General features: G+C 61.7%; 16 protein-coding genes and 3 pseudogenes. 7 read left to right on the top strand and 12 right to left on the bottom strand.

Annotation, left to right across the window (positions count from 1 at the left end; genetic code table 11):
- Positions 1 to 2: 2 nt before the first annotated feature.
- From AC58EF_RS08750 to AC58EF_RS08740, 3 genes are read left to right on the top strand one after another with little or no spacing between them, the layout of a single operon-like run.
- Positions 3 to 1,073, top strand: a complete 1,071-nt coding sequence (locus AC58EF_RS08750) for an LLM class flavin-dependent oxidoreductase (protein WP_497275847.1) — start codon at positions 3 to 5, stop codon at positions 1,071 to 1,073.
- Between the two features lie 29 nt (positions 1,074 to 1,102).
- Positions 1,103 to 2,320: a molybdopterin-dependent oxidoreductase gene (locus AC58EF_RS08745; protein ID WP_497275661.1), complete on the top strand. Its 1,218-nt coding sequence runs from the start codon at positions 1,103 to 1,105 to the stop codon at positions 2,318 to 2,320.
- Positions 2,321 to 2,323: 3 nt separating this feature from the next.
- On the top strand, positions 2,324 to 2,692 hold the full coding sequence (locus AC58EF_RS08740; RefSeq protein ID WP_497275659.1) for a cytochrome c: 369 nt from the start codon (positions 2,324 to 2,326) through the stop codon (positions 2,690 to 2,692).
- Positions 2,693 to 2,714: 22 nt separating this feature from the next.
- Here the strand turns inward: AC58EF_RS08740 and AC58EF_RS08735 are convergent, their stop codons facing one another.
- The 3 genes from AC58EF_RS08735 to AC58EF_RS08725 all read right to left on the bottom strand — a co-directional run bounded on the left by AC58EF_RS08735 (position 2,715) and on the right by AC58EF_RS08725 (position 7,050).
- Positions 2,715 to 5,333, bottom strand: coding sequence for a TonB-dependent receptor (locus AC58EF_RS08735; protein WP_497275657.1), 2,619 nt, complete (start codon positions 5,331 to 5,333; stop codon positions 2,715 to 2,717).
- Between the two features lie 203 nt (positions 5,334 to 5,536).
- Entirely contained in the window at positions 5,537 to 6,505 is a 969-nt protein-coding gene (locus AC58EF_RS08730) for a FecR family protein (protein ID WP_497275656.1), read from the bottom strand.
- Positions 6,472 to 7,050 carry an RNA polymerase sigma factor gene (locus AC58EF_RS08725; protein WP_497275654.1) on the bottom strand — a complete coding sequence of 193 codons (579 nt, stop codon included), beginning with the start codon at positions 7,048 to 7,050 and terminating at the stop codon, positions 6,472 to 6,474. The genes AC58EF_RS08730 and AC58EF_RS08725 overlap by 34 nt, the downstream gene beginning before the upstream one ends.
- Before the next feature lie 272 nt (positions 7,051 to 7,322).
- Between AC58EF_RS08725 and AC58EF_RS08720 the strand changes: the two genes are divergently transcribed.
- The 3 genes from AC58EF_RS08720 (at position 7,323) to AC58EF_RS08710 (ending at position 12,135) form a co-directional block, all read left to right on the top strand.
- Positions 7,323 to 9,803, top strand: a complete 2,481-nt coding sequence (locus tag AC58EF_RS08720) for a TonB-dependent receptor (protein ID WP_497275653.1) — start codon at positions 7,323 to 7,325, stop codon at positions 9,801 to 9,803.
- 2 nt (positions 9,804 to 9,805) lie between these two features.
- A complete protein-coding gene (locus AC58EF_RS08715; protein ID WP_497275651.1) occupies positions 9,806 to 11,326 on the top strand; it encodes a CehA/McbA family metallohydrolase in 1,521 nt (506 codons plus the stop codon).
- A gap of 143 nt (positions 11,327 to 11,469) precedes the next feature.
- On the top strand, positions 11,470 to 12,135 hold the full coding sequence (locus AC58EF_RS08710) for an FABP family protein (protein WP_497275649.1): 666 nt from the start codon (positions 11,470 to 11,472) through the stop codon (positions 12,133 to 12,135).
- Between the two features lie 184 nt (positions 12,136 to 12,319).
- Here AC58EF_RS08710 and AC58EF_RS08705 read toward each other — a convergent pair.
- Positions 12,320 to 12,418 (bottom strand): annotated as a pseudogene (locus tag AC58EF_RS08705) (IS3 family transposase); the annotation flags it as partial.
- On the opposite strand from AC58EF_RS08705, the pseudogene AC58EF_RS08700 reads away from it, so the two are divergent.
- Positions 12,410 to 12,709, top strand: a pseudogene (locus tag AC58EF_RS08700) (integrase core domain-containing protein); the annotation flags it as partial. The pseudogenes AC58EF_RS08705 and AC58EF_RS08700 overlap by 9 nt on opposite strands.
- Before the next feature lie 171 nt (positions 12,710 to 12,880).
- Here AC58EF_RS08700 and AC58EF_RS08695 read toward each other — a convergent pair.
- From AC58EF_RS08695 to AC58EF_RS08660, 8 genes and pseudogenes are all read right to left on the bottom strand, one after another.
- Positions 12,881 to 15,748 (bottom strand): TonB-dependent receptor, encoded by a 2,868-nt coding sequence (locus AC58EF_RS08695; protein ID WP_497275647.1) that lies wholly within the window; start codon positions 15,746 to 15,748, stop codon positions 12,881 to 12,883.
- A gap of 663 nt (positions 15,749 to 16,411) precedes the next feature.
- On the bottom strand, positions 16,412 to 18,730 hold the full coding sequence (locus tag AC58EF_RS08690) for a xanthine dehydrogenase family protein molybdopterin-binding subunit (RefSeq protein ID WP_497275645.1): 2,319 nt from the start codon (positions 18,728 to 18,730) through the stop codon (positions 16,412 to 16,414).
- Positions 18,727 to 19,713: an FAD binding domain-containing protein gene (locus AC58EF_RS08685; RefSeq protein ID WP_497275644.1), complete on the bottom strand. Its 987-nt coding sequence runs from the start codon at positions 19,711 to 19,713 to the stop codon at positions 18,727 to 18,729. The genes AC58EF_RS08690 and AC58EF_RS08685 overlap by 4 nt, the downstream gene beginning before the upstream one ends.
- On the bottom strand, positions 19,710 to 20,231 hold the full coding sequence (locus AC58EF_RS08680; RefSeq protein WP_497275642.1) for a 2Fe-2S iron-sulfur cluster-binding protein: 522 nt from the start codon (positions 20,229 to 20,231) through the stop codon (positions 19,710 to 19,712). The genes AC58EF_RS08685 and AC58EF_RS08680 overlap by 4 nt, the downstream gene beginning before the upstream one ends.
- A 72-nt stretch (positions 20,232 to 20,303) precedes the next feature.
- Positions 20,304 to 20,735 carry a MarR family winged helix-turn-helix transcriptional regulator gene (locus tag AC58EF_RS08675; protein ID WP_497275640.1) on the bottom strand — a complete coding sequence of 144 codons (432 nt, stop codon included), beginning with the start codon at positions 20,733 to 20,735 and terminating at the stop codon, positions 20,304 to 20,306.
- Between the two features lie 280 nt (positions 20,736 to 21,015).
- A pseudogene (locus AC58EF_RS08670) lies at positions 21,016 to 21,150 on the bottom strand (IS5/IS1182 family transposase); the annotation flags it as partial.
- Positions 21,151 to 21,174: 24 nt separating this feature from the next.
- Positions 21,175 to 21,942 (bottom strand): response regulator transcription factor, encoded by a 768-nt coding sequence (locus AC58EF_RS08665; protein WP_497275639.1) that lies wholly within the window; start codon positions 21,940 to 21,942, stop codon positions 21,175 to 21,177.
- Positions 21,943 to 21,945: 3 nt separating this feature from the next.
- Positions 21,946 to 22,563, bottom strand: coding sequence for an RrF2 family transcriptional regulator (locus tag AC58EF_RS08660; protein ID WP_497275637.1), 618 nt, complete (start codon positions 22,561 to 22,563; stop codon positions 21,946 to 21,948).
- Positions 22,564 to 22,837 lie beyond the last annotated feature (274 nt).

The raw sequence follows: 22,837 nt of genomic DNA, 5'->3' as shown, positions 1-22,837 counted from the left end.
AAATGACGATCACCAAATCGTGCGAAGTCAGCTGGTTTTCGGCACTATGCGATGATGACTATGAATTTCTGGGGCAGCCTGACCCGATGCTGGCATCCAGCTGGGAGCATTGCCGCAACATCGTCCTTCAGGCGGAAAAGGGTGGTTTCGACAATATCCTGCTGCCTTCGGGCTATAGCCTGGGTATCGACACGACCATCTTCGCCGGGGCCATTGCGCCGTTGGTCCAGAAGATGCGCTTGCTGTGGGCCGTGCGCATGGGTGAGGACTGGCCGCCGCAACTGGCGCGCCGCATCGCGACGCTTGACCGCATCCTGGGCGGCCGGCTGACCGTCAACATCATCTCGTCGGACCTGCCGGGCCACAAGATGGAGAGCAAGCCGCGCTACCAACGCACACTCGAAATCATGCAGATATTGAAGATCATGCTATCGGGCGAGCATCTGACCTATAAGGGTGAATTCTACGATCTGGACCTGGCGCCCGCGCGGATCAGCACGGTTTCGGGCAAATGCCCGCCGCTCTATTTCGGGGGGCTCAGCGAAGATGCACGCGAAGCCGCCGCCCAGGGTTGCGACGTCTATTTGATGTGGCCCGACACGATGGACAAGGTGAAGGACATCATCGCCGACATGCGCGCGCGCGCCGCCAAACATGGCCGCACACTCAAATTCGGCTATCGCGCCCATGTCATTGTGCGCGAGACAGAGGAAGAAGCGCGCGCCTATGCCGATCGCCTGCTGTCCAAGCTGGATGCGGACACGGGCGAGGCCATCCGCCAGAAGTCGCTCGATACAGCCAGTGTCGGCGTCACTCGCCAGGCTGAACTGCGTGCGGCGGCGAGCGGCGACGGTTTTGTCGAAGATAATCTGTGGACCGGCATCGGCCGGGCACGCTCGGGTTGCGGCGCGGCGATCGTTGGCAATCCCGACCAGGTGCTGGCGAAGCTGCGCGCCTATCAGGACGCCGGCATCGACGCCTTCATCCTTTCGGGCTATCCCCATGCGGCCGAGGCGGACCTGTTCGCTCGCCATGTTCTGCCGCATATCAACCACGCCCCGCTGACGCTGTAAAAGGCGGCGCTTGGCGAAAGGGAGGAGGTATGGAGCGTTTCGATCCGATCCTGGCGCGCATGATGGCGCGGCGCCGGCTACTGGCCGGTGGCATGATGGCGGTGGCCGGCGGTGCCGCATTGGCGGCAAACCGGCTCCTGCCCGGCGGGCGAACCGAGACGCTGCCGCTGTCCAGCGATTATCCCGAAAAGTGGGCCATGCTGGTGCTGCGTAACCGCCCGCCGCTGCTCGAAACGCCGATGGAGGTGTTCGACAAGAGCGTCTTCACGCCCAATGACCGCTTCTTCGTCCGCTGGCACTGGGCCGACATTCCGCTGGATGTCGATGTCGCCCGGTTCCGGCTGGCGATCACGGGCGGGCGGCGGCCGCTTGCCTTTTCCCTGCCAGACCTGCTGAAGCTGCCGCGCATATCCTATGCCGCGGTCAACCAATGTTCGGGCAACAGCCGCGCCCTGTTCGAACCGCGTGTGCCGGGCGCACAGTGGATGCATGGCGCCATGGGTAACGCCCGCTGGGAAGGCGTGGCGCTGCGCACGCTGCTGAATGCCGCCGGCGTCGACGCGGCGCATCGGATCGTGCGCTTCGGTGGGCTGGACAAGCCGCTTACGCAGGTGGATGCATTCGAAAAATCACTGTCGGTCGATCATGCCATGGATGGGGAGGTGATGGTCGCCTTCGCCATGAACGGGGAGCAACTGCCCCTGCTCAACGGCTTTCCCCTGCGGCTGATCGTACCGGGCTGGTATTCGACCTATTGGATCAAGTCGCTCAACCATATCGAGCTGAGCGATGGAGCGGACGAGAATTTCTGGATGGCCAAGGCCTATCAGATTCCCGCCACGCCTCATGCCGATGTGCCGCCAGGAGCCAAGGATTTTCCCAAGGAGCCGATCAGCCGGATGAATCCGCGATCCTGGATCACCAGCGTCGCGCCGGGCGCACGCATCGCCTACCGCCCGCGCCTCGGCGTCGGCGGCATCGCAATGGGCGGCGATCGGGCCGTGCGCAGGGTCGAACTGTCGGCCGACGGAGGACGCAGCTGGCGCGACGCGCAACTGGGACCGAACGAGGGACGCTACAGCTTCCGGCGGTTCGCCACCAGCCTGCCTTTGCACGGCAAGGGCGAACTCATCTTGATGGCGCGGTGCACCAATGATGCAGGCGAGGCACAGCCGGTCGCGCCCAATTGGAACCCCGGCGGCTATATGCGTAACTGCATCGAAGCCTGCCCCGTAACGATTGTCTGAGCCATGCGCCTGTTCACACCCTTCATCCTATTTAGCCTGACCCTTATCAGCGCGTGCAGCGACACCGATCGTGGAGGCGCGAAAGGTTCCCGACAGGCCGCCGTCGTACCGATTGCGGCGCTGCATTCCGACAGCATCACCCTGCCTGACGACAGCGATAGCTTTGGCGACAGCCCGGCCGCCAGTCTGCTTAACGGCAAATGCCTGTCCTGCCATTCGGCGACGATGGTCCGATACCAGCCGCCCCTGACGCGTGAGCAATGGACCGCCATTGTCGAGAAGATGCGCGACACGTTCAAGGCGCCGATGGAGGAGGCGGAAACCCCGGCGATCGTCGACGCACTGGTTGCAATTGCACCGAGCCGACCCTGATTCCCGTCGGGGCTCCCGCATCTCAATAGGAAAAATGAAGTGTGGCGCGAATCGTGCGCCCAAATTCCGGGCGCGCCAGGAAATAGCGAGAGGTCATCCCCCCCGCATCAAAAGACCCCATGCGCGGATTGCCTTCAGTCAGGCCCAGATTGTTCGTAAGGTTCGTGCCGTTGGCGGTCAGCGTAACATGATCGTTAATTCTGGCGGTGATCCGGGCGTTGATCATGGAAAAAGGAGGCAGACGCTGCGAATTGGCGATGTCGGCATAACGCGCGGAATAATGGATGAGGTCGGCGCTGATCCGCAGGCGCCCGGACCACAGATCGACACTGGGGCTGGCGCGCAGAGCGATGCGCGGTACGCGGATCAACCGATTGCCGGTAACGTCATGGGTCACGGGCACCCCGTCGGACACCTCATTGTAGCGGAAATTGCGATAGCGCGAATCCTGTAGCGTCGCCTGCACATCGATGCTGAACGGGCCGGACAGCTTCGCATAAGCCGACATTTCGAGGCCCATGGCTTCGGTATCGGCGATGGATGTCTGGTCAACATAGGTGCTGGTGGCCGGGTCGAACCGATGGTCGGTGAAGGGAAGCCGCGAAAAATGCGTGCTGAATGCGACGGCGGACAAGTTCCAGTGGCGACGCTGCAGGATCAGGCCGGCTTCCGTCATGGTGATGGGGACGATCGCCTCGTCCGTCCGGTCGGGCTCGGCGTAGAATTCCGTCGCGCTCGGCAGTCGGGCGATGCGGGTGAAGCGCAGGAACAGGCCGGTGCCGCGATCGGGATGGAAATTAACGCCCGCGGTCCAGCTGAAGCCCGAGAAATGCCGGTCGACGGGAGAAAACAGACCCGTGCCGGTCAGCACCGCATCGTCGGCCAGGGTGGCCGGATCGCCCAGATCGACCGCTGAGGAGCCCTCCACCCGACCGCCGATATGCGTCTGTTCCCATCGCCCGCCAAGGTCGATGCGCCAATGTTCGCCCAGCTTCCACTCGTCCGCGGCATAGAGCGCCAGATTGGCGGTTTTCAGCGTTACGCCATCGTACAGGGAGCCATATTTGACAAAGCCATTGTCGGTCAGCGACCCGACCCGTTGCCCGCGCGCATCCACCGCCACAACATCCAGTCGTCGTGCCTGTCCGTGCAGGTCGAGCAGGACGGTGCCCATTATGCGATCATACTCCAGCGCGCTGTCGGCATAGGTCAGCCCCACCGCCAGATCCTGCGAACCCCATTGCTGCATTTGCCCGGTCAGGCGGACGTCGCCGATGAATTCGCGCATCGGCAGCCGGACGGAAAGCAGATTGGCGCCCACGACCAGGCCGTTGCCGTTGCTGTCAGGCAGAAGGGGGGCACCGCTGTCGGCATAGCGTATTTCCGTCCCGACGGCCGTGGGAAAGGCGGCCGCCAGCTGGGGCCAGACGCCGGCGGCATAATCGATACCCGATTGCGGACGCCCGACGGGGAACAGGCCGTTGCGCGATGTGATTCCCGTGCGCAGCCGCGCCTTCACGCCCAGCGCTGCATTCGCACCCAATGCGCGCCGGCCCGACAGCGTATAGAAATCCATACGACTATGGGTTCCTTCCGACAGGTCGAAAGTCTGCGGGCCCGACGACGTCTTGAATGTCACATGGAGATTGTCCGGTCCGGCCAGCGTGTCGAACAAGGGGTCGAAGCCGGGAATGGCGCCCACATTCCCCTGATCGTCGAATTGCAGCGGAACCGGGAGGTAGAGGATGACGCGGTCGTTCAGATGTTTGACATTGAACGACAGGCGCGTCGTCCCGTCATCATAATGGAGGCCGGCGCGGAACTGGCCGCCACGATCGGCGGTGTAGCCCGGATCGCGCAAACCGTCGTCGCGGCGATAGAAGCCGCCGATTGAAACGCCCAGTTCCGGCGTCAGCCGCATCCCGGCAAAGCCATCGACACGCTGATAGCCGAAATTGCCGCCGGTCGCCGACAGGGTGAAGCCGGGCTTTTGCAGAGGATCGCGGGTCAGGAAGTCGATGCTCCCGCCCGGCGCATTGGCTGCGAAGATGCCAGAGGGGCCACCGCGCACGGCCTCGACATGATCAATGGTCGCGTCGCTGCGGAATATCTGATCGGTGTTCAGATAACCAAGGCCCCCATCATATTGGACCGGCAGGCCATCTTCCAGCAACGCCACGGACGAATAGCCGTCGGTCGGTATGCCGCGCGCCCGGATATTGTTGCTGGCTTCACCGCCCGTGCTTTCCACCCAGAATCCGGGGATCTGCTTGAACAGGTCGGCGGTCGATGACGGTCCGGCACGGGCCAGCGCCTCGGCGTCGATCCGGGTTATCGCATAACTGAGTTCCGGCGCGCTCAGCGGCGTCTGGAGCGCGCGTCCCGTGACGATGATGTCAGGCGAGGGCGCGGGGCGTGGCTCGGGGGAAGGCGGGGGAGCGGGCGGCGTGGGCCGGGCGCCGCGCCGCACCGGAGTCGGTTGCGGTATCGCCTTCAGCGTGACGATGCCGTCGGCGAAGCGGATGATCCCGAGGCCGCTGCCGCGGAGCAGCCGCTCCAACGCGCGGCGAGGCGTCATCGCACCCTCCAGCGACGGACTGCGCCGCGCGGCGGCAAAGGCATAGGGGTAGAGGATCTGCATACCTGTCTGGCGCGCAAACTGGTCGAGTGCGCTGGCGAGACTTTGGGCAGGAATGTGAAAATGAGAGGGCAATGAGGTTGATGCCGCCGCCCCCGTTGGCGCAGCCGCCAGCAACGTCAGGAGGAAGCAAAGGCGGCGAGTCGGAGGCATCCCGCTCCAGTGGCGCTCCTACGCGACAGCTTTGTGTCAGGCTCTGGAAGCGTTCAAGTGCCGCGCGATGGGAACAGCAAGATTGTCTCGCCTTGCTGGCGATGGGCAATGCCGAAGCCGTCCTCAAGCGCGACGAGAAAGGCTTCGGGATCGGTGGTATGAAAAGTGCCACCCAATCGTGTCGCGCCAAGCGCCGGGTCCTGCACGACCAGCTTGACCTTGAGATAGCGATTATATTCGGCAATCGCCTGATTGAGCGTCATGCCGCGGAACAGGATCTCACCGCGTTCCCACGCGATTGCGTCCGACAGGGCCTCCGCTGAAAGCTGGTCGACATGCACATCGCCATGGCTGACGCTGAGCAGGCTGCCGGCATCGAGCGTTCGGCTTTGGGTGTTGCGGTAGATGGCGGCCGCGCGCCCCGCCAGGACCAGCAGACGCGCTTCGCTCGGGTCGATCCGCAGGCTGAACTTACCCGCGCTCAGCCGCCCGTCGATGGGATCGCTATAGAGCCGGAACGGCTGGCCGCCCTCCTTCACCAAGAGGGTCGCTTCCCCCCGTTCGACCCAGAAATCGCGCCCGTCGCCATGGAACCGCCATGCCACGCGCGTATCGGTGTTGAGCATGGCCTGGCTGCCGTCCTGAAGGCTCAGGATACGCCGTTCCCCTACGGTCGTTTCGGCATAGGCGCGACGCGGCCAGGCGATGAAGGCGCCCGCCCCGGCAAGCCCCAGCAGGCCGGCAAGTCCCCCTGCAACCGCACGACGCGAAACCATGGCGCGGGAGGCTGGGGTGCTGATTTCCTCATCCTGCGATACGGATGTGTCCAGCATGGCGGACAGGCGCTGGTCCGCCGTCCGCTTCCATGTCGCCGCCACCTGCGCAAAGGCCGAGGCATGACGCGGGTCGGCATTGCGCCACCTTTCGAACGCATCGGCGTCGGCGGAACCATTGTCGAGCGCCACCAGCCATTCAATGGCCTGATTGCTCAGACTTGTTCCAACCTTTCCCTGCTCTCGCATTGAGATGCCTGCTCCGCCTTCACCGATCCATCCAGTCGATTCCGCCGCTCTATCAACAGGCGAAGGGCTCTGACCAGATGCGTTTCCACGGTGGAGACGGAAATATTCATTCTCTCCGCTACAAGCGCGGGAGGAAGTCCCTCAATTCTCCGCAGATGCAGCGCCTCGCGCATACGGGGCGGCATCTCCTGCATGACGCGGACGATATGGCGCAATTCCGATCGGTCTATCGCGATCACATCGGGCGTAGGGTCCTGATCGGCGATCTCCAGCGATGTCAGCATCGCCCCCTGATCGAGCCGCACCACGTCCGCGCGGCGGAAGCGTTCGATGGCCAGATTGCGGATGATGCGCATGGTGAAGGCATGGGGATTGGCTATTCCGGCCCAATCCTCCAGCGCGAACAGCCGGGCATAAGCTTCCTGGACCAGTTCCTCCGCCTCGTCCTGTTGCCGCACGAGACTCAAGGCATAACGGCGATGTTCCTGATGGAAGACAAAGACATGGTCCGCAAACCAGATGTCGATGTCGCGAAGCATGGGCATGTCTCGTTACGCTCCATCGGAATCGGCAGATGGTCCGTGCCCTAGGGCGCGGTTGTTACAGTCGGTTGACAGTGAAGCGGACAGGCGCGGTTCGACGCTTGTGAAAAATATTTTCGTTTCGAGTAGCGGCGCCGTCCGCTTTCACCGTCTGCGCCTCGACAGTTCAACGCATGGCCATCCGCCCATGCCGGTCGCGCAACCGCGCTTCCGGCAACGGGGTCGGCTGCGCCTGCGCCAGAGCTTTCGGGAACGGAATAAAGGGGACACCGACCATGAAATCCTTGCTGACTACTGCATCGCTCGTTGCGATCCTGTGCGCGGGCGCCATGCCTGCGCTGGCCCAGGAACAAAAGCCCGCCGACAATGGCGTCGATACGCAGGGCGGCAATTTCAACGACATCATCGTCACCGGCCGCGCCGGCACCAAGGTGCGGACCAAGGCGGAAACCAGCTATTCGGTCACCAACATTTCCGAGGAAAATCTGCGCCTCCAGGCGCCCACCAGCGTGACCGAAGCGCTGAAGTCGGTTCCCGGCTTCTGGGTCGAGGCGTCAGGCGGGGAGGCGAGCGGCAATGTGCGCGCCCGCGGCGTGCCGGTCGACGGCTTCGGCTCGGTCCAGCTTCTGGAGGACGGCATCCCGGTCCAGCATGATCCGGCGCTCGGTTATCTGAACGCCGACCAGGCCTTCCGCATCGACGAGACGATCGAGCGGATCGAGGTGGTGCGCGGCGGTCCGGCCTCGCTCTTCTATTCCAACGCGCCGGCCGGCGCGATCAACTTCATTCCGCGCAAGGTCGGCGATCAGGCGGAAGGCCTTATCAAGATGACGCTGGGCGCCGACAGCCTCTACCGCACCGATTTCTGGATCGGTGCGCCGGTGGGCGACTGGAAGGTCGCGGTCGGCGGCTTCTATCGGTCCGAAGGCGGCGTGCGCGATCCCGGCTTTACAGCCAACAAGGGCGGCCAGATCCGCGCCACCATTTCGCGCGAGTGGGAAAATGCGAAGTTCAGCGTCGATGTGAAGCGCGTGGACGACCGGGTCGCCTTCTACACCGGCATCCCCATGCGCACCTATTCCGACGGTGAAATCCGCGCAGTGCCAGGTTTCAACGGCCACAGCGGCACGGTCGCCGGCCCCGAAACCGCGCATATCAAGATGGTGCAGGGCGATGGCAGCATCTATGATTTCGACAATACGGTTGGAACGCAGGTCAAGCGGACGCAGATCACCACCAATTTCGAGATCGAGCCGGTCGACGGCTGGAAGATCAGTAACACCTCGCGCTACAATGACACGACGACGCGGCGCAACGGCGTCTATCCCAACAGTCTGCAAAGCGCGACCAGCCTGCTGACCGCCAATGCGGGTCTCCTGTCGCAGGCGCCGGGCGCAACCGCGCTGCAACTGCGCTATACGACCAGCGGCGAAATCTACGATACCGCCAATCAGAACGGCAACGGCCTCGTCATCAATGGCGGTCTGCGCGGCATCACCATGCCGGTGAAGGAATTCATGAGCGACACCCATATCGCTCATCGCTTCGAGATGGGATCGACCACCCACGACGTCACCTTCGGCTATTATTTCGCAACAATCGATCAATATTTCAGCCGCTATTCCTCCACCGCGCTGCTCGACGTGCAGGACAATGCCCGGTTGCTCAGCCTGGTCGCGGTCGACGCGGCGGGCAATGTTGTGCGCAGCTTCTCCGACACCAACGGCATCTACAAATATGGCTATGAGTGGGAGGACGCCCATGGCGAGCAGACCACCCACGCCCTCTATCTGGCCGACGAATGGCAGATCACGCCGAAATTCCGCCTGGACGGCGGCGTCCGGTGGGAAAGCATGAATGCGCGTGGTTCGGTGGCGCTGAAAAAGACCGTCAATCTGGGCACGCCCTCGACCTCGTCGATCATCACGGGCAGCGGCCTTTCCGCCAATTATGACGAGACGTTTAACCATGCGACCGTGACGGCGGGCATGAACTATCAGTTCAACGCGCGCGCTGGAATGTTCGCCCGCTACACCTATGCCAACCGTATGCCCAGCCTTGGCAGCTTCATCACCAGCCCAACGGCCAAACCGATCACCCAGACGATGGATCTGGGCGAAGTGGGCTTCAAATATAACAGTCCGCTGTTCGACGTGTACGCCACCGGATTCTGGACCAAATATAATAATGTCTCCTTCACCAACTATCGCTTCGACCTGAACACGGGCGCTTCCAGGACCGAGGCGCTGTTCGCGGACACGCAGACCTTCGGTCTGGAACTGGAGGGCACGGTGCGGCCGGCGCGCTTCTTCGATGTGTCGGCAACACTCACCCTGCAGGATCCGAAATATAAGGGGCTGGTCTATACCGACTCGCAGCAGCGCGTGAACGATTATGACGGCAACCGCCTGATCCGCATCCCCAAGGTCAGCCTGCGCGTCGTGCCGGGCGTCAACCTGCTGGACGATCGCCTGCGTATCCAGGCGGCCTATGAATATCAGGGCCCACGCTATGTCGACACCGCCAACTCGGTGCGCCTGCCCGGCTATTCGGCCATTAACCTCAGCGCCCGCGCGCAGGTGACGGACCGCCTGTCGCTCTATGGCTATGTCGACAATCTCACCAACTCGCTGGGCCTGACCGAAGGTAATCCGCGTGCCGGTGAAGTGCAGAATGCAGATGCGGGGGCCAACACCTTCATTGCGCGTCCGCTGATCGGCCGGAATTTCCGTGCCGCCCTCATGTACAAGTTCTGACCATGGGGAAGGGGATCGCATCCGCCGCCTTCGTCGGCCTCGTCCTGACGCTGTCCTTTCCCGCATGGGGGCGGCCAGCCGAGCCGGCCCCCTCCACCGCGGGTCAGGAAGCGGTCCCCTATCGCACGATCACCGGCACGATCGGTCGTGCCGATTACGAACATTATCGACAGGTTCCTTTCGACTTGCCCGAAGGCGTCGCGCGCGTCACCATCCGGTTCCGCTATGGTGGCAAGGAGCAGAAATCAGTCATCGACCTCGGCCTTGCCGACCCGGAGCGTTTCCGGGGCTGGAGCGGCGGCACGCGCGATCATATGACGCTCAGCCTGGAGGAGGCGACGCCGGGCTATCTGCCCGGCCCGCTGCCGGCCGGACGCTGGAACATCATATTGGGCGTCCCCAATATCCGCGAGGGCGTGGAGGCGCCGTTCGAGGCTCGCATCTTCATCGACCGCGCGCCGACCTTTACCGCCTTCGAGGAAGCGCCGCTCAACCCCGCGCCGGGATGGTATCGCGGCGACCTGCACATGCACAGTGGCAACAGCGACGGCAAATGCCTCTCCCAAAAGGGAGAGAAGGTGCCATGCCCGGTCTATCGAACCGTCGAGGCAGCGGCGGCACGGGGTCTAGATTTCATCTCTCTCACCGATCATAATACGACAGCGCATTTTGCCGCCCTGCGCGAATTGCAGGGTTCGTTCGACAAGATGCTGCTGCTCCCGGGGCGGGAGGTGACGACCTTTTTCGGCCATAGCAATGTTTTTGGCTCTACCGGCTTTCTGGATTTCCGCACCATTGCGCCCACCTATGCCGAGGCGGCGAAGTGGATGGACGCGGTAAAGGAACAGGGCGGCATCGTGTCGCTTAATCATGCCGGCGCGCCGTCGGGCGAAATCTGCATGGGCTGTGGCTGGCGCATCGCCGACCTTCCTCCCGGCGCGGTGCAGGCGGTCGAGGTGGTGAACGGCGGCACCATGGCGGAGACCGGCTCGGCGGAAAGCCCCTTGCAGGGTCTGGGCCTTTGGCGTCGGCTGCTCGATAACGGACAGCATGTCACCGCCATCGGCGGCAGCGACAACCACAATGCGGACATTCCCGCCGACAAGCCGGGCGCCATCGGCACGCCGACGACGGTCGTCTATATGCAAGACCTGTCGACACGGGGCTTCCTGGACGGGGTTCGGGCGGGCAGGGCGTTCGTGGATGTCGAGGGGACGCATGATCGCATTCTCGACCTTCGGGCCGAAAGCGAGGGTGCCAGGGTCGTCATGGGCGGTACATTATCCGCCGGCAAGGGCGCGAAGGTCAGGCTCATCATCTCGGTCGAGGGGGTGACGGCGGGGAATATCGACCTGCTCATCGACGGACGGAAATATCGTCTTCCGATCGGAAAAGCTTCTATCGACAATAGGTTCGACTGGGTTTCGGACGGCGCGCGCCATTGGATCAGCGCGGATGTGCGTGGAAGTGACGGCCGTCTGCTGCTGATCGGTAATCCCATCTATGTAAATTCCGTGAATTGAGATCATGGGACTTAGCAGCCATTTCCGTGCCAACCGTTGAACGCCTGGGAAGGATCGGTTGTTGGTGGGCAGGGAATGGCGTTGGGTAAATCGTTGGATGGCCCTATGCTGTGCGAAAGGACCGCACTGCTTAGGGGAAAGAAATGAACCCGTTTCCGCATGACATCTTCACCGAGCCGACCAATGTCGATCCTGACACGCTGGCAAATCTGGGCCCGCTGGCTCGGCTTGCCGGTCGATGGGAAGCGCATAAGGGCGTGGATATCAACCCTAAGGCCGATGCGCCCGAGCGGCGCGTCTTCATCGAGCGCGCCTCGTTCGACGCCATCGATCCGCAGACCAATGGGCCTCAACTTTTCTATGGATTGCGCTATCACACGCACATCACGACCAAGGAAGAGGATATCACCTTCCACGACCAGATCGGATACTGGCTCTGGGAACCGGCGACCGGATTAATTCTTCAGACGCTCGCGATCCCCCGCGGGCAGGTCGCGCTGGCCGCAGGCCATGCGCAGCCAGGGGATGACAGGCTCTCGCTGCGGGCCACGCGCGGGCAGACCCAGGATGGCATCTGCTCGACGGCTTTCCTCGAATATGGCTTTCGTACGGACAGTTATCAGATCGACATATGTTTCGATGGCGATGATGCCTGGAGCTATGACGTGCGTACCACGCTGGTGGTGCACGGCCGACCTGCACCGTTCGACCATCATGACAAAAATACCCTCAGGCGCGTCGCATTCGGCAAGCCCAATCCCCTCAAACACATATTGGACCTGCGCGCGAAAAAGGCCTCAGGCGATTAAAGCCGACCGTTACGTTCCCTTGGCTGTTTGCCTATGGGAGATAGGAGATAGATGTTTTCTGTGATCGGCCCCCAGTGAGTGGTCCGTGTCGATTATTAGTGCATTGTTGCCTCCGTTGCCATTGCCGCCTGGAGGTGGAGCGAAGCGGAACCGGAGGGCGGCAATGGCGGCGAAGCCGTTTCCGGCGCTCGACCCGCTTGCGGTTGACCGTCCAGCCCGCATCGCGCAGCAACGCCGTCACCCGGCGATAGCCGTAGCAACCATATTGTCGTGCCAATATGTCTCTATCAGATACTCGGAGCGCCTCGCTGAAGCAGGCATCGAGCCCTCAGTCGGGAGTGTCGGTGACAGCTATGACTGTGCTTTGGCCGAAACCATAAACGGCCTTTACAAGGCCGAGGTTATCCACCGGCGAGCGCCATGGCGATCCTTTGAAGCCGTGGAATATGCCACGCTCGAATGGGTGGACCGGTTCAACAACAGGTGCTTGCTGGAACCCATCGGCAATATCCCACCCGCCGAGGCTGAAGAGCAATATTATGCCATGCTGGACGATGTCTCCATGGCTGCGTAACTTAAACCAAATAGCCTCCGGCAAACCCGGGGCGGTTCACAGCGCCGGAGATAGACCATCTTTCGTTGATCTTCACGCATGTCTCATCAAGGTGCCAGCGCCGATAGGTAACCCCGATCCGCTGCCGCTGGATTCTGCAGCAGACAGCGGACCGGACCTGTTCCGCCAGAGCTAGAATTTGGCGCGTACACCAAAATTATAGCGGGCGCCTGTATCCTGGAGCAGCAGGAAGCGGCTCTTCACCGCCGACCATTCGTCCACATATTCGTTAGTGACGTTGACGCCCTGAACATAGACCTGGAAATTGGACGTCAGGTCATAGGAAAGGTTGAAGTCCAGCTGGCCATAGGACGATCGGTTGCGCGGACGTGACTGGCTGTCGCGGCAGTTGCGAAGATAATCGGAGCGCCAGTTGTAGGACACGCGTGCAGACAAGCCATATTTTTCGAAGAAGAGGCTACCGTTCGCCGAGTGGGGTGACAGGCCGTTATAGCCGCATCCGTAATCCTCCAGCGTCTGGTCGCGCTTGGCCGAACTCGACACATAGGTGTAGTTGCCCGTGACGCCGAAACCCGATGCAAAACCGCCCAGTGCATCGAACGAATATTGGCCGCCGATTTCCACGCCCTTGATCGTGCCCGTCTGGCCATTGCGGGTGCGGGTGTCCTGGAAGGTGCGACCGAACTGCTGAACGGGCAGCGTCTGGAGTTCGAGAAAGTCGGACAGGTCTTTGTAGAAGCCGCCGATGCTGAGATAGCTGACACGCGAGATATACCATTCAAGCGCGAGGTCATAGTTGGTCGACCGGAACGGCCGCAGGTTGGGATTGCCGCCAGAGGAAGTCGGAATGGAAATACGGCCGCCGAAGTTGTTGTTGACGCCAAGGTCAGTCAGCGTCGGGCGGGTGATCGACTGAGAGAAGGCGGCGCGCGCGATCAGATTGTCGGTGAGATTATATTTGATGTTCGCCGATGGCAGCGCATTGACATAGCTGTTGCGCACCGCGATCGCGGTCGCGGGGCCATAGGTATATTGTAGCGTGTCGTCGCCCGGCGTGGCGGTGATGCTGGTAACAGGAGTGTCGAAGCCGGAGGAGAGAACATCGGTCTTGATGACGCGCACGCCAACATTGCCGTTCCAGGCCGATCCGCCAAACTCCATACTGATATAGCCCGCCGTGAGCCGTTCGCGGACGTTGACCGTGCCTCGCAGCTGTTCGCGGACACCGAAGGGGCCCCCGTCCAGCGCCAGCGCCGCCTGTGCAAATGCAGCCTGTTGTGCGGGCGTACGGCCGTTCGACGGGATGGACAGCGTCGCGGGATCGTTGAGATAGGCAAGGAAGGCTTCGGGGTCGAACTGGAACACGGTCGGCGGAATGTTGCGATCGCCGCCGAGCAGGTTGCTCCAATCATAGGGCTCCAACAGGCCCGATGCGATCGGCACCTGATAGCCGCAATAGGTGCAGCTGGAATCGCTGTTGTTGAAGGAGCGGTTGATCTTGCGCCGCTGGGTATAGGACAGGCCGATCTTGACCGACTTCAGGATCGAATCCTGGATGTCCCATTTGGTGTCGAGATGGAATTCCGACCCGCGATCGCGCGAGCGGTTATTGTCGATCCCCATATAGTGAAGGCGCTGGAAATTGGGATCGTTGATGATGCCATTGTCATAGGTGACGGTGGGCAGGTCGCCGCCGTCGTTCAGATTGAACTGATAGGTGTAGGGCAGCAGGCCGCCGATCACGAGATACTGGTTGGGCGACTTGCGGTTCGCTCCCGTCATCGACGCGTCGAACATGACTTGGATATCGTCTGTGGGGTTCCACTTGATGTTACCGCCGATCTGATAGCTGTCGGACAGGCGGTTGGTGGTGTTGTAGACATGATCGATCTTGGCATTTATCCCATTGTTGGTGAGCAGCGGACCATATTCCGCCGCGAATTGCGGGTTCTGCGCCAGGAAGTCGGCACCCAGCATGCTGAGGCTGGTCATGGTGCCGTTTTCATCGAAGGTCGGCTGATAATAGGGTGCCGCCATGAAGTTATCCATTTTGCGGACGACGCCGCGGACGTTGAACTTTGAATAAATGCCGTCGATCGTGATTTCAAGCGTATCGGACGGGCGATATTGCACCGTACCCGATAGGTTGATGCGCTCGCGCTCCTCCTGCGCGCGCTGATAGTAGAGGCTCTGGGGCACGTTGACGTTGCCCGACACCGGATAGCGAGGATCAGAGCCTGTGATGAGCGTCGGCACGCCGTTCACGTTCTGGACGATATCGGGCCGTCCATTGATCCAGCCGTCGATCGCGATGGTGTCGGCTTGGCTCTTGCGCTTGGTATAGGAGCCCGCCAGCACTATGCCCAACGTCTTGTCCGGATTGGTCCACGACACGTTCGCAGCGAAATCGGGCGATGCCTTTTCCCGCAGCGTGTCGTAGATGGCGCCAAGCTGCGCCGTCGCATGAAGACCGTCGCGTCCTTCGAGCGGACGGGCAGTGACGATGTTCACCGTCGCGCCGATACCGCCTTCCTGCAGTTCGGGCACCGGTGACTTGTAGATGTCGGTACGCTGGATCATGTTGGACGAAAGGACGTCGAACGAAAATTCGCGCCCCGTATTGTCCGTCGCCATGACGCGGCCATTGACGAGGACGGTGTTGAATTCGGGGCCGAGGCCGCGAACGGTGATGAACTGGCCTTCACCGCCCGAACGGTCAATGGCAACGCCGGTGATGCGCTGAAGCGATTCCGCGATGTTCGCGTCGGGGAATTTGCCGACTTCGACGGCGCTGATCGAATCCACGATCTGGTTGGCGTCACGCTTAGTCTGCGCGGAGGAACTGAGGCTGGCCCGAATGCCAGTAACGACGATATCCGCAGAGCTTGCGTCGGAGTTGCCGCGCGCCGTGCTCAGAGTGTCCGTTGCAGCGCCTGTCGACGGGTTTTGAAGGACTTCGGCGGCCGCGCCCTGCGCGGCGGCCAAGGAAGGTATTGAGCAGCCAGCACCCAATGCGGCCAGAATCCACCACTGCCTCATATCTCTCTCCCAACTAAATTATCGTCGTTACCGAGCAAGAATAGCGGTGCGCCTCATGAGTTTGATTTACCGCTAAACCAACTCAAGCAGATTGAGCTCTGCTGTAGAGTTGCGTTCAATGACAATGCGACGAACAAGCGCTGGTGTGCGATGAATTAACTCGCCGAGACCCTCAAATGCCGATAGCTCACCATGTTAACGCAAACGTTTGTTGAGATGCCTTCACGTTGCGAAGTTTGTCGCTCGAGTCGCCCACCTTAGGTGTTAGTCCCGGTATTTGATGGTGCATTATTGAGCCAGGAATGGAATGGGCCAGATTTTTCATGGGAGCGCCCGCACGACAGCGGCGGTCCATAGTCAAGAGAGCCTGAGGGTCTTGGCGAAGCGCTATGGCGTCAACTAGAAGACCGTCGCGAAGTGGAAGAGGCGCACGGCGGTCAAGTCATCGAGCCGGTCGCGCGGGTCGTCGAGCGCATCGTCGAGGAAGCGCCCAGGGCAGAGGCCGGAGAAAGCGCGTGGCGACGAGGATGGATGGTAATGCGAAATCAGATGGAAAATGGGGATTGCTCCAGTGGCGATGATGAGGCGCGGCGCGGCAAGCGGGTGCCTGCGCCCTCCGGACTGACATGGAGCCTTAGAGGAAGGCAGTCACGGCTCTCCCCTTCAATCCGGCAAAAGCTTGTCCAGCGTGATCGGTAGGTCGCGCACGCGCTTGCCGGTTGCATTGAACACGGCGTTCGCCACCGCCGCGCCGACCCCGGTGATACCGATCTCCCCGATGCCGCGTGCGCCCAGCGGCGACCGGGGATCGGGGATGCCGGTCCACATCACATCGATCTGCGGCACGTCCAAATGGGTGGGAATATGATAATCGGCGAGCGATGCATTCATGACCCTGCCGCTGCGCTCATCGAACAATGTCTCTTCCGTAAGGGCCAGCCCGAGGCCCATGATCATGCCGCCCCGAAACTGGCTAGCTGCCGTTTTGGGATTAAGGATCGTGCCGCAATCGAAGGAGCCGAGCAGCCGATCGACGCGCACCTCTCCGGTCACGTCGCTGACGCGCAGTTCGCAGAAGATGGCGGACGTGCTGTGCATCGCGAATTTGAACATTTCGAGCGGCACGCTGCCTGCGGCCGTCACCGTAACCTCTCCGCGCGCGGCGCGATCGAGGATCGACCGGAAACTCTCACATCGGATCGGATCGGCGATGCTCGCTATGCCTTCGTTGATCAGATGAACTTCGCCCGCGCGTAGACCGGCCAGAGGGCTGGCGTTGCCGGCCAGACGCAGCAGTTCCTCGATCAGCTTGTCCGAAGCCGCGATAATCGCCCCGGCGACTGACGCCGTCTGGGACGATCCGCCCGCCATGGGTGCTGCGGGTAGGTCCGAATCGCCCAGCTCGAAACTGATGGCCTCGAGCGGAAGCCCCAGCCGGTCGGCCGCATGCTGCACCTGCACCGTGGCCGTGCCCATCCCCATTTCCTGCGCGGAACAGGCGATGATTGCCGACCCGTCGCTCCGCAGCGTGATGCGGACATTGGCACCCGGCATGCGCGCATACGGGAAGCTGCCCGTCGCGCAACCCATGCCGATCCGCCATTCGCCCTCACGCTGCGATCCCGGTTCCCCATCTCGCCGGTCCCAGCCGAACCGCTTGGCGCCATCGGTGAAGGCCTGTGCCAGGGCATGTTGGGAAAAGGGCGTGCCGGAAACCGGATGCCGATCTGCGATGTTGCGCAACCGCAGATCGAGCGGGTCGATTCTCATATCATGCGCCAGCTCATCGACCGCGCTCTCGATCGCGAAGGTGCCGATCGCTTCGCCCGGCGCGCGCATGAAGGTGTTGGGCACGATGTCGAGATCGACATGACGCTGGAGGAACTCGCAGCTCTTTGCGTCATAGAGCGCGCGTGACCCAAGCGTATACTGCTCCGGGCAAGCGCCATAAGGTGGCATCACCGAATAACCGCTATGGATCAGTGCGGTGAACTTGCCCGCTGCGTCCGCGCCGATGGCGACGCGTTGTTCGGATGGAGTCCGGCCGCCGATGATGCGGTAGACGCCCTCGCGACTGAGCGTCAGCCGGACCGGCCGACCGACCATCCGCGCTACGGCAATCGCGACGATTTGGTGATCCCACATGCCCTTGCCGCCAAAGCCGCCACCGACCAAGGGCGAGAGGACGCGAACCTGCTCCTTCTTGAGGCCAAAAAGCTTGGCTATCGCGGTGGCACTGGGCGCGACCATCTGCGTCGTATCGTGCACCAGCAGGGAGTCGCCTTCCCATATGGCGGTGACCGTGTGGAGTTCAATCGCATTGTGATTGTGCGACGGCGTGCGATACAGATTGTCTACCTTATGGACCGACCGCACCAGTTCACGCTCGGCATTGCCGATCGAGACATGGTTCTTCTCGAACAGGACCGAAGCGGGGGTCCGGGCATCGGCCTTGGCATCCTCGAACACGGTCTTCGCCGGTTCCGCCGTATAGTCGATGGCGATCAGCGATGCGGCATGGTCAGCCTGCTCCTGCGTCTGCGCGATCACCGCCGCGACGATCTGGCCGTTATAATGGACCTGCGCGTCCTGCAGGATCGGCAGATTGCTGTTCCCGACAGCCGACATGTCGCTTATCCCGATCAGGGGAAGCGTGCCCAGGCGCGGCATGTTCCGGTGCGTCACGATCAGAATCACGCCGGCTGCAGCCTCTGCCGCGGCGGTGTTCAGCCGCGCGATCCTGCCGCGTGTGATCGGACTATGAACCAGCGCTGCATAGGAGAGATTCTCCGCCGTCACTTCGGCGGCGAACTGCGCCTCGCCAGTGACTTTGAGCGGTCCGTCGAGCCGCGATGCCTGCCGCCCGATCGCGGCTCTGCGTTCGATGAGCGGGTCGGGAGTGCCGCCCGGCAGCCAGCCTGCTGGCACCCAGCCGATGACGGTCCTGACCGAGCCGATCACGGCATTCTGGATCTTGGTCATTGGGCGTCTCCAGCGAGTTCGACGAGCATGGCCCGCAGGGTTCGCTTAGCCAGTCCGCGCTTGAAACCATTGCCAGGCAGCAGCGCGGCCTCGGCAAATTCCGCCTCGAACGCTGCCTCAATCTCGGGCAGGGACAGGCGCGCGCCGCGCAGCGCCTCCTCGATCCGGCTCGCGCGCCATGGCTTGGGCGCGATGCCGCCGAACGCGACACGGATATCGTCGATCCTGCCATCGCGCATGATCAACCCCGCCGCGATCGAGACAAGGGCAAAGGCATAGCTCGCCCGGTCGCGCACCTTGCGATAGGCGGAGCGGGCCGCAAATGGGGACGGCGGAAGCGCGATCGCAACAATGATCTCCGCCGGATCGAGCATGGTTTCGATATCGGGCCGCTCATCGGGCAGGCGATGGAACGCGACCAGCGGGACGACACGCTCGCCACCTGGACCCGCGATATGCACCTGGGCATCAAGCGCGGCGAGCGCAACGCACATATCCGATGGATGAGTGGCGATGCAGGTGGCCGAACCGCCCAAAATCGCATGATAGCGGTTGAAGCCGCCGATCGCGTCGCACCCGCTGCCCGGCACCCGTTTGTTGCAGCGCGCGCCGGCCACATCGTTGAAATACATGCACCGGGTTCGCTGCATCAGGTTGCCACCCATGGTCGCCATATTGCGGACTTGGGCCGATGCACCGGCCAGAATGGCGCGCGACAGCATGGGATAGTGGGAACGCACCTGCGGATGCGCCGCGACCGCGCTGTTGCGCGCGGCTGCGGCGATGACGAGGCCACCGTCGTCCGACTGATTGATCCTCTCTGACAAGGCCGTCACGTCAACCAGCCGCGACGGCGTTTCCACTCCCTTACGCATCAAGTCGACCAGATTGGTGCCCCCGCCAAGCAGGCGAGCACCTTCAACGCGGCCCATATGCACGGCGTCGGAAACCGACGCAGCGCGAGCATAGGTGACAGGGTTCATGGCCGATGTTCCCCCGCAGCTTCGAGACCGGCAACTTCAAGAATCGCGTCTATGATCCCGTTATGGGCGCCACAGCGGCACAGATTGCCGCTCATCCGTTCCTGCACTTCGCCCCGCGATAGAGTGATATGGTCCGCCGCGAGATCGGCGGTGACATAGCTCGGCATGCCGGCGGCGACTTCTTCCAGCATGGCTGTAGCCGCACAGATCTGACCCGGCGTGCAATAGCCACACTGGAAGCCGTCATGCGTGATGAAGGCGGCTTGCAGGGGATTCAGCGCCTCGGGAGTGCCCAGCCCCTCGATCGTCGTGACGGATCGCCCGTCCGCCTGCGCCGCCAGAGTGAGACAGGACAGGACACGTTTCCCATCGAGCAGGACAGTGCAGGCTCCGCAAGCCCCCTGATTGCAGCCGACCTTGGTGCCGGTCAGGTGCAGTTGCTCGCGCAACATATCAAGCAGAGAGACCCGGGCATCTCCTGGCAGCGGAAAATCCTGGCCGTTGACCGTTATCGACATGGGGCATGCTCCTCGTTCGACGCATGTGCGCGACAGTTCGCTGCCATTAAGATAAAACGAAATTCGTATTATTCAATCATCGTTATATACGATTTTCGAGATCATGGCGATGAACTGATCACGCTCCTGGGGCAGCAACCGGTCCAGCATCAGCCGATACAGGTTCCGGTACATTTTACGCTGGACCATAACATAAGCCTGGCCCTCGTCGGTAAGTTCCAATGCGACGGCCCGGCGATCCTCTTCAACCCGGGCGCGCTTGAGAAAGCCACGCTTGACCAGACGGTCGGTAGCCGATGAAATCGTTGTATTGGGCGTACCCACAAACCGCGCCACGTCGCTTGGCCCGCAGGCAGGATGTTGTGCCACATAGAAAAGCGTTTGCTTGTCAAGTTCGTTCAGCGGCTTTTCCCCGCTGATCGCTTCGGCGAGCTTATACCGACGCGTAAAGGTTTCGAACGCGGAGCCCAGCGTGGCGAGTTGGTCATCGGTCGGCTTGGTCATGGCAATCGCATAACGCGCCAAGCCTGCTTATGACTAGACGGTCTGGCGTATAACTTTGTCACCAAAACTGGATTCCAGTCCCATGGGCGGGATCGACCAAGGCTGCGTATAACCATTCCGCTGCAATCGAAATGAACAATGCTGGAGTCGGGGCTGCTCTCTTCGCGCAGCAAAAATCCATGACGATGCTCTCGGGATCAAGCTCGCGCGATGGAACTCGCCATCGATGTTTTTGCGCAGCGTCGGACCCTTCCAAGACGCTCAGCCGCCAATTTTTGACCGCCAGGTGCCGATGGTCCGCTTTCCGCTCACGACTGCGGGTTGCCCATGTAAATGACCGTTCGACGACCCAACAACGCGGCAAGAGAACGAAGCCGCGTTTGCCTTCGGGCAGCTTCATGACCTCCAGGGAGACGCGAAGATGTTGAAATTTCTGGACTTAGCCGCCACGAATTTCTGGCGCGCAACGGAATTGTGGCGGGAGTGTCTGCCACGCATGTACCAGGTTCGCTACGAATTGCGCGTTCATCTTCTTCATGACGCTGCTGCGATGAAGCTTCACGGTGATCTCGGTGATCCCCAGTTCATACGCGATCTGCTTGTTGAGGGCGCCCGCCACCACTGCGTGCATGACCTGTCGTTCGCGTGGCGTAAGAGAGCTGTAGAGTGCGACATTGCGGTTGGTGAGCACGGCGGCGTCTCGCTGTTCACGATCCGCTGCGATAGCCCTGTTCACTGCGTCCAACAGCGTCTGGTCCCGGAACGGCTTGGTCAGAAATTCCACCGCACCAGCCTTCATCGCCTGAACGGTCATGGGGATGTCGCCGTGCCCTGTCAGGAAGATAATTGAAGCCGAGATTCCATCGGCGGAAAGTTGCGCTTGGAAGTCCAGGCCATTCAAGCCCGGCATACGGACGTCGAGAATGATGCAGCCCGGTCGCTCAAGGATGTCAGTGCCCGAGAGATCTCGAGGAGAGGCGTATCCCGCTACGTCGATGTTGACCGAGGCCAGGAGGTCGCAGATCGCGTGGCGGACATCGTCGTCGTCGTCGATCACGATCACGCGCGGCTGAGCCTCCTCGATGATACAGGACGTGTCTTTCTCAATAGCCGAGTCCGTCGACTTGGCAGGTGGAGACGCCTGACCTTGTGTGGGGAAATCCCGCTGCGCGTTAAGCAGTGATGAGCCAAGGTCTGAATGCGTCATTGTTCAACTCCCCTGTGATCGCCGCTTGGCACCATCCCTGATCGCGGCAATACGAGTCCGCTCTCTGTCCGCCGTGCGATCGTCAAGCCATTGCCCAAACTCGGCACTGAACGTCGGAGGCGCCTTGCGCCCCACTGCGTTCGCGATATCCAGAAGCGTAGTCTCCGCCATCTCCTTGCGCATGTTCTTCTCGGCACGCAGCATGACGGCATGGATTGAGCAAAAACCGCGGCTCGCCCAGGCTGGCGGATCATCGCCAAACAAGGGGCATCTCAACCGCACCTCCTTACAGTCGAACAGCCGTTTTCCGCCGTCGACCGCGTCAACGACGTCGAGAACGGTGATCGTATCAGCAGATCTGGCCAATCGATAACCGCCGGCGACGCCAGTTTGGGCCGAAAGCAGGCCGGCCTTTTCGAGCTTGGGCAGCAGCTTTGCGACCAATGCCGGCGAGACTCCCGTCAACTCGGCGAGATCACGACTGCTGGCTGGCGTGTCTCGCTGGGGCACCAGCCAGAGAAGGCAATGAAGGGCGTATTCGACAGCCGCTCCATATAGGCTGACAACGGCGCGACCGTCGTCAGTCGGAGATGCGGGCGTATCGCGGGATAGCGCTTTCATAACACAACCCATATAGATCCATGTTAAAATTGTCTACCGCCGATAAGCGCTACGACAACGGAAATCACGGTCTCAGGGCTGGGAATTTCTTGACATTTGTACAGCTGCCTGGGTCGATCGAATATATTGTTACGGGCGCAGCAATAGGCAGCCGTCCCGTTCGCGTGATGCGCCCAAGTCTCATCGATCACCCGCCCTACATCATCCGCAACGACGTTAGCCCTCTTCATCACAAGCTGGATGATCGGGCTCGCGAGCAATTCTTCGAGGGTCG

The organism is Sphingobium sp. WR1 (assembly GCF_059693745.1).
This window is presented reverse-complemented; position numbering and strand designations above follow the sequence as displayed.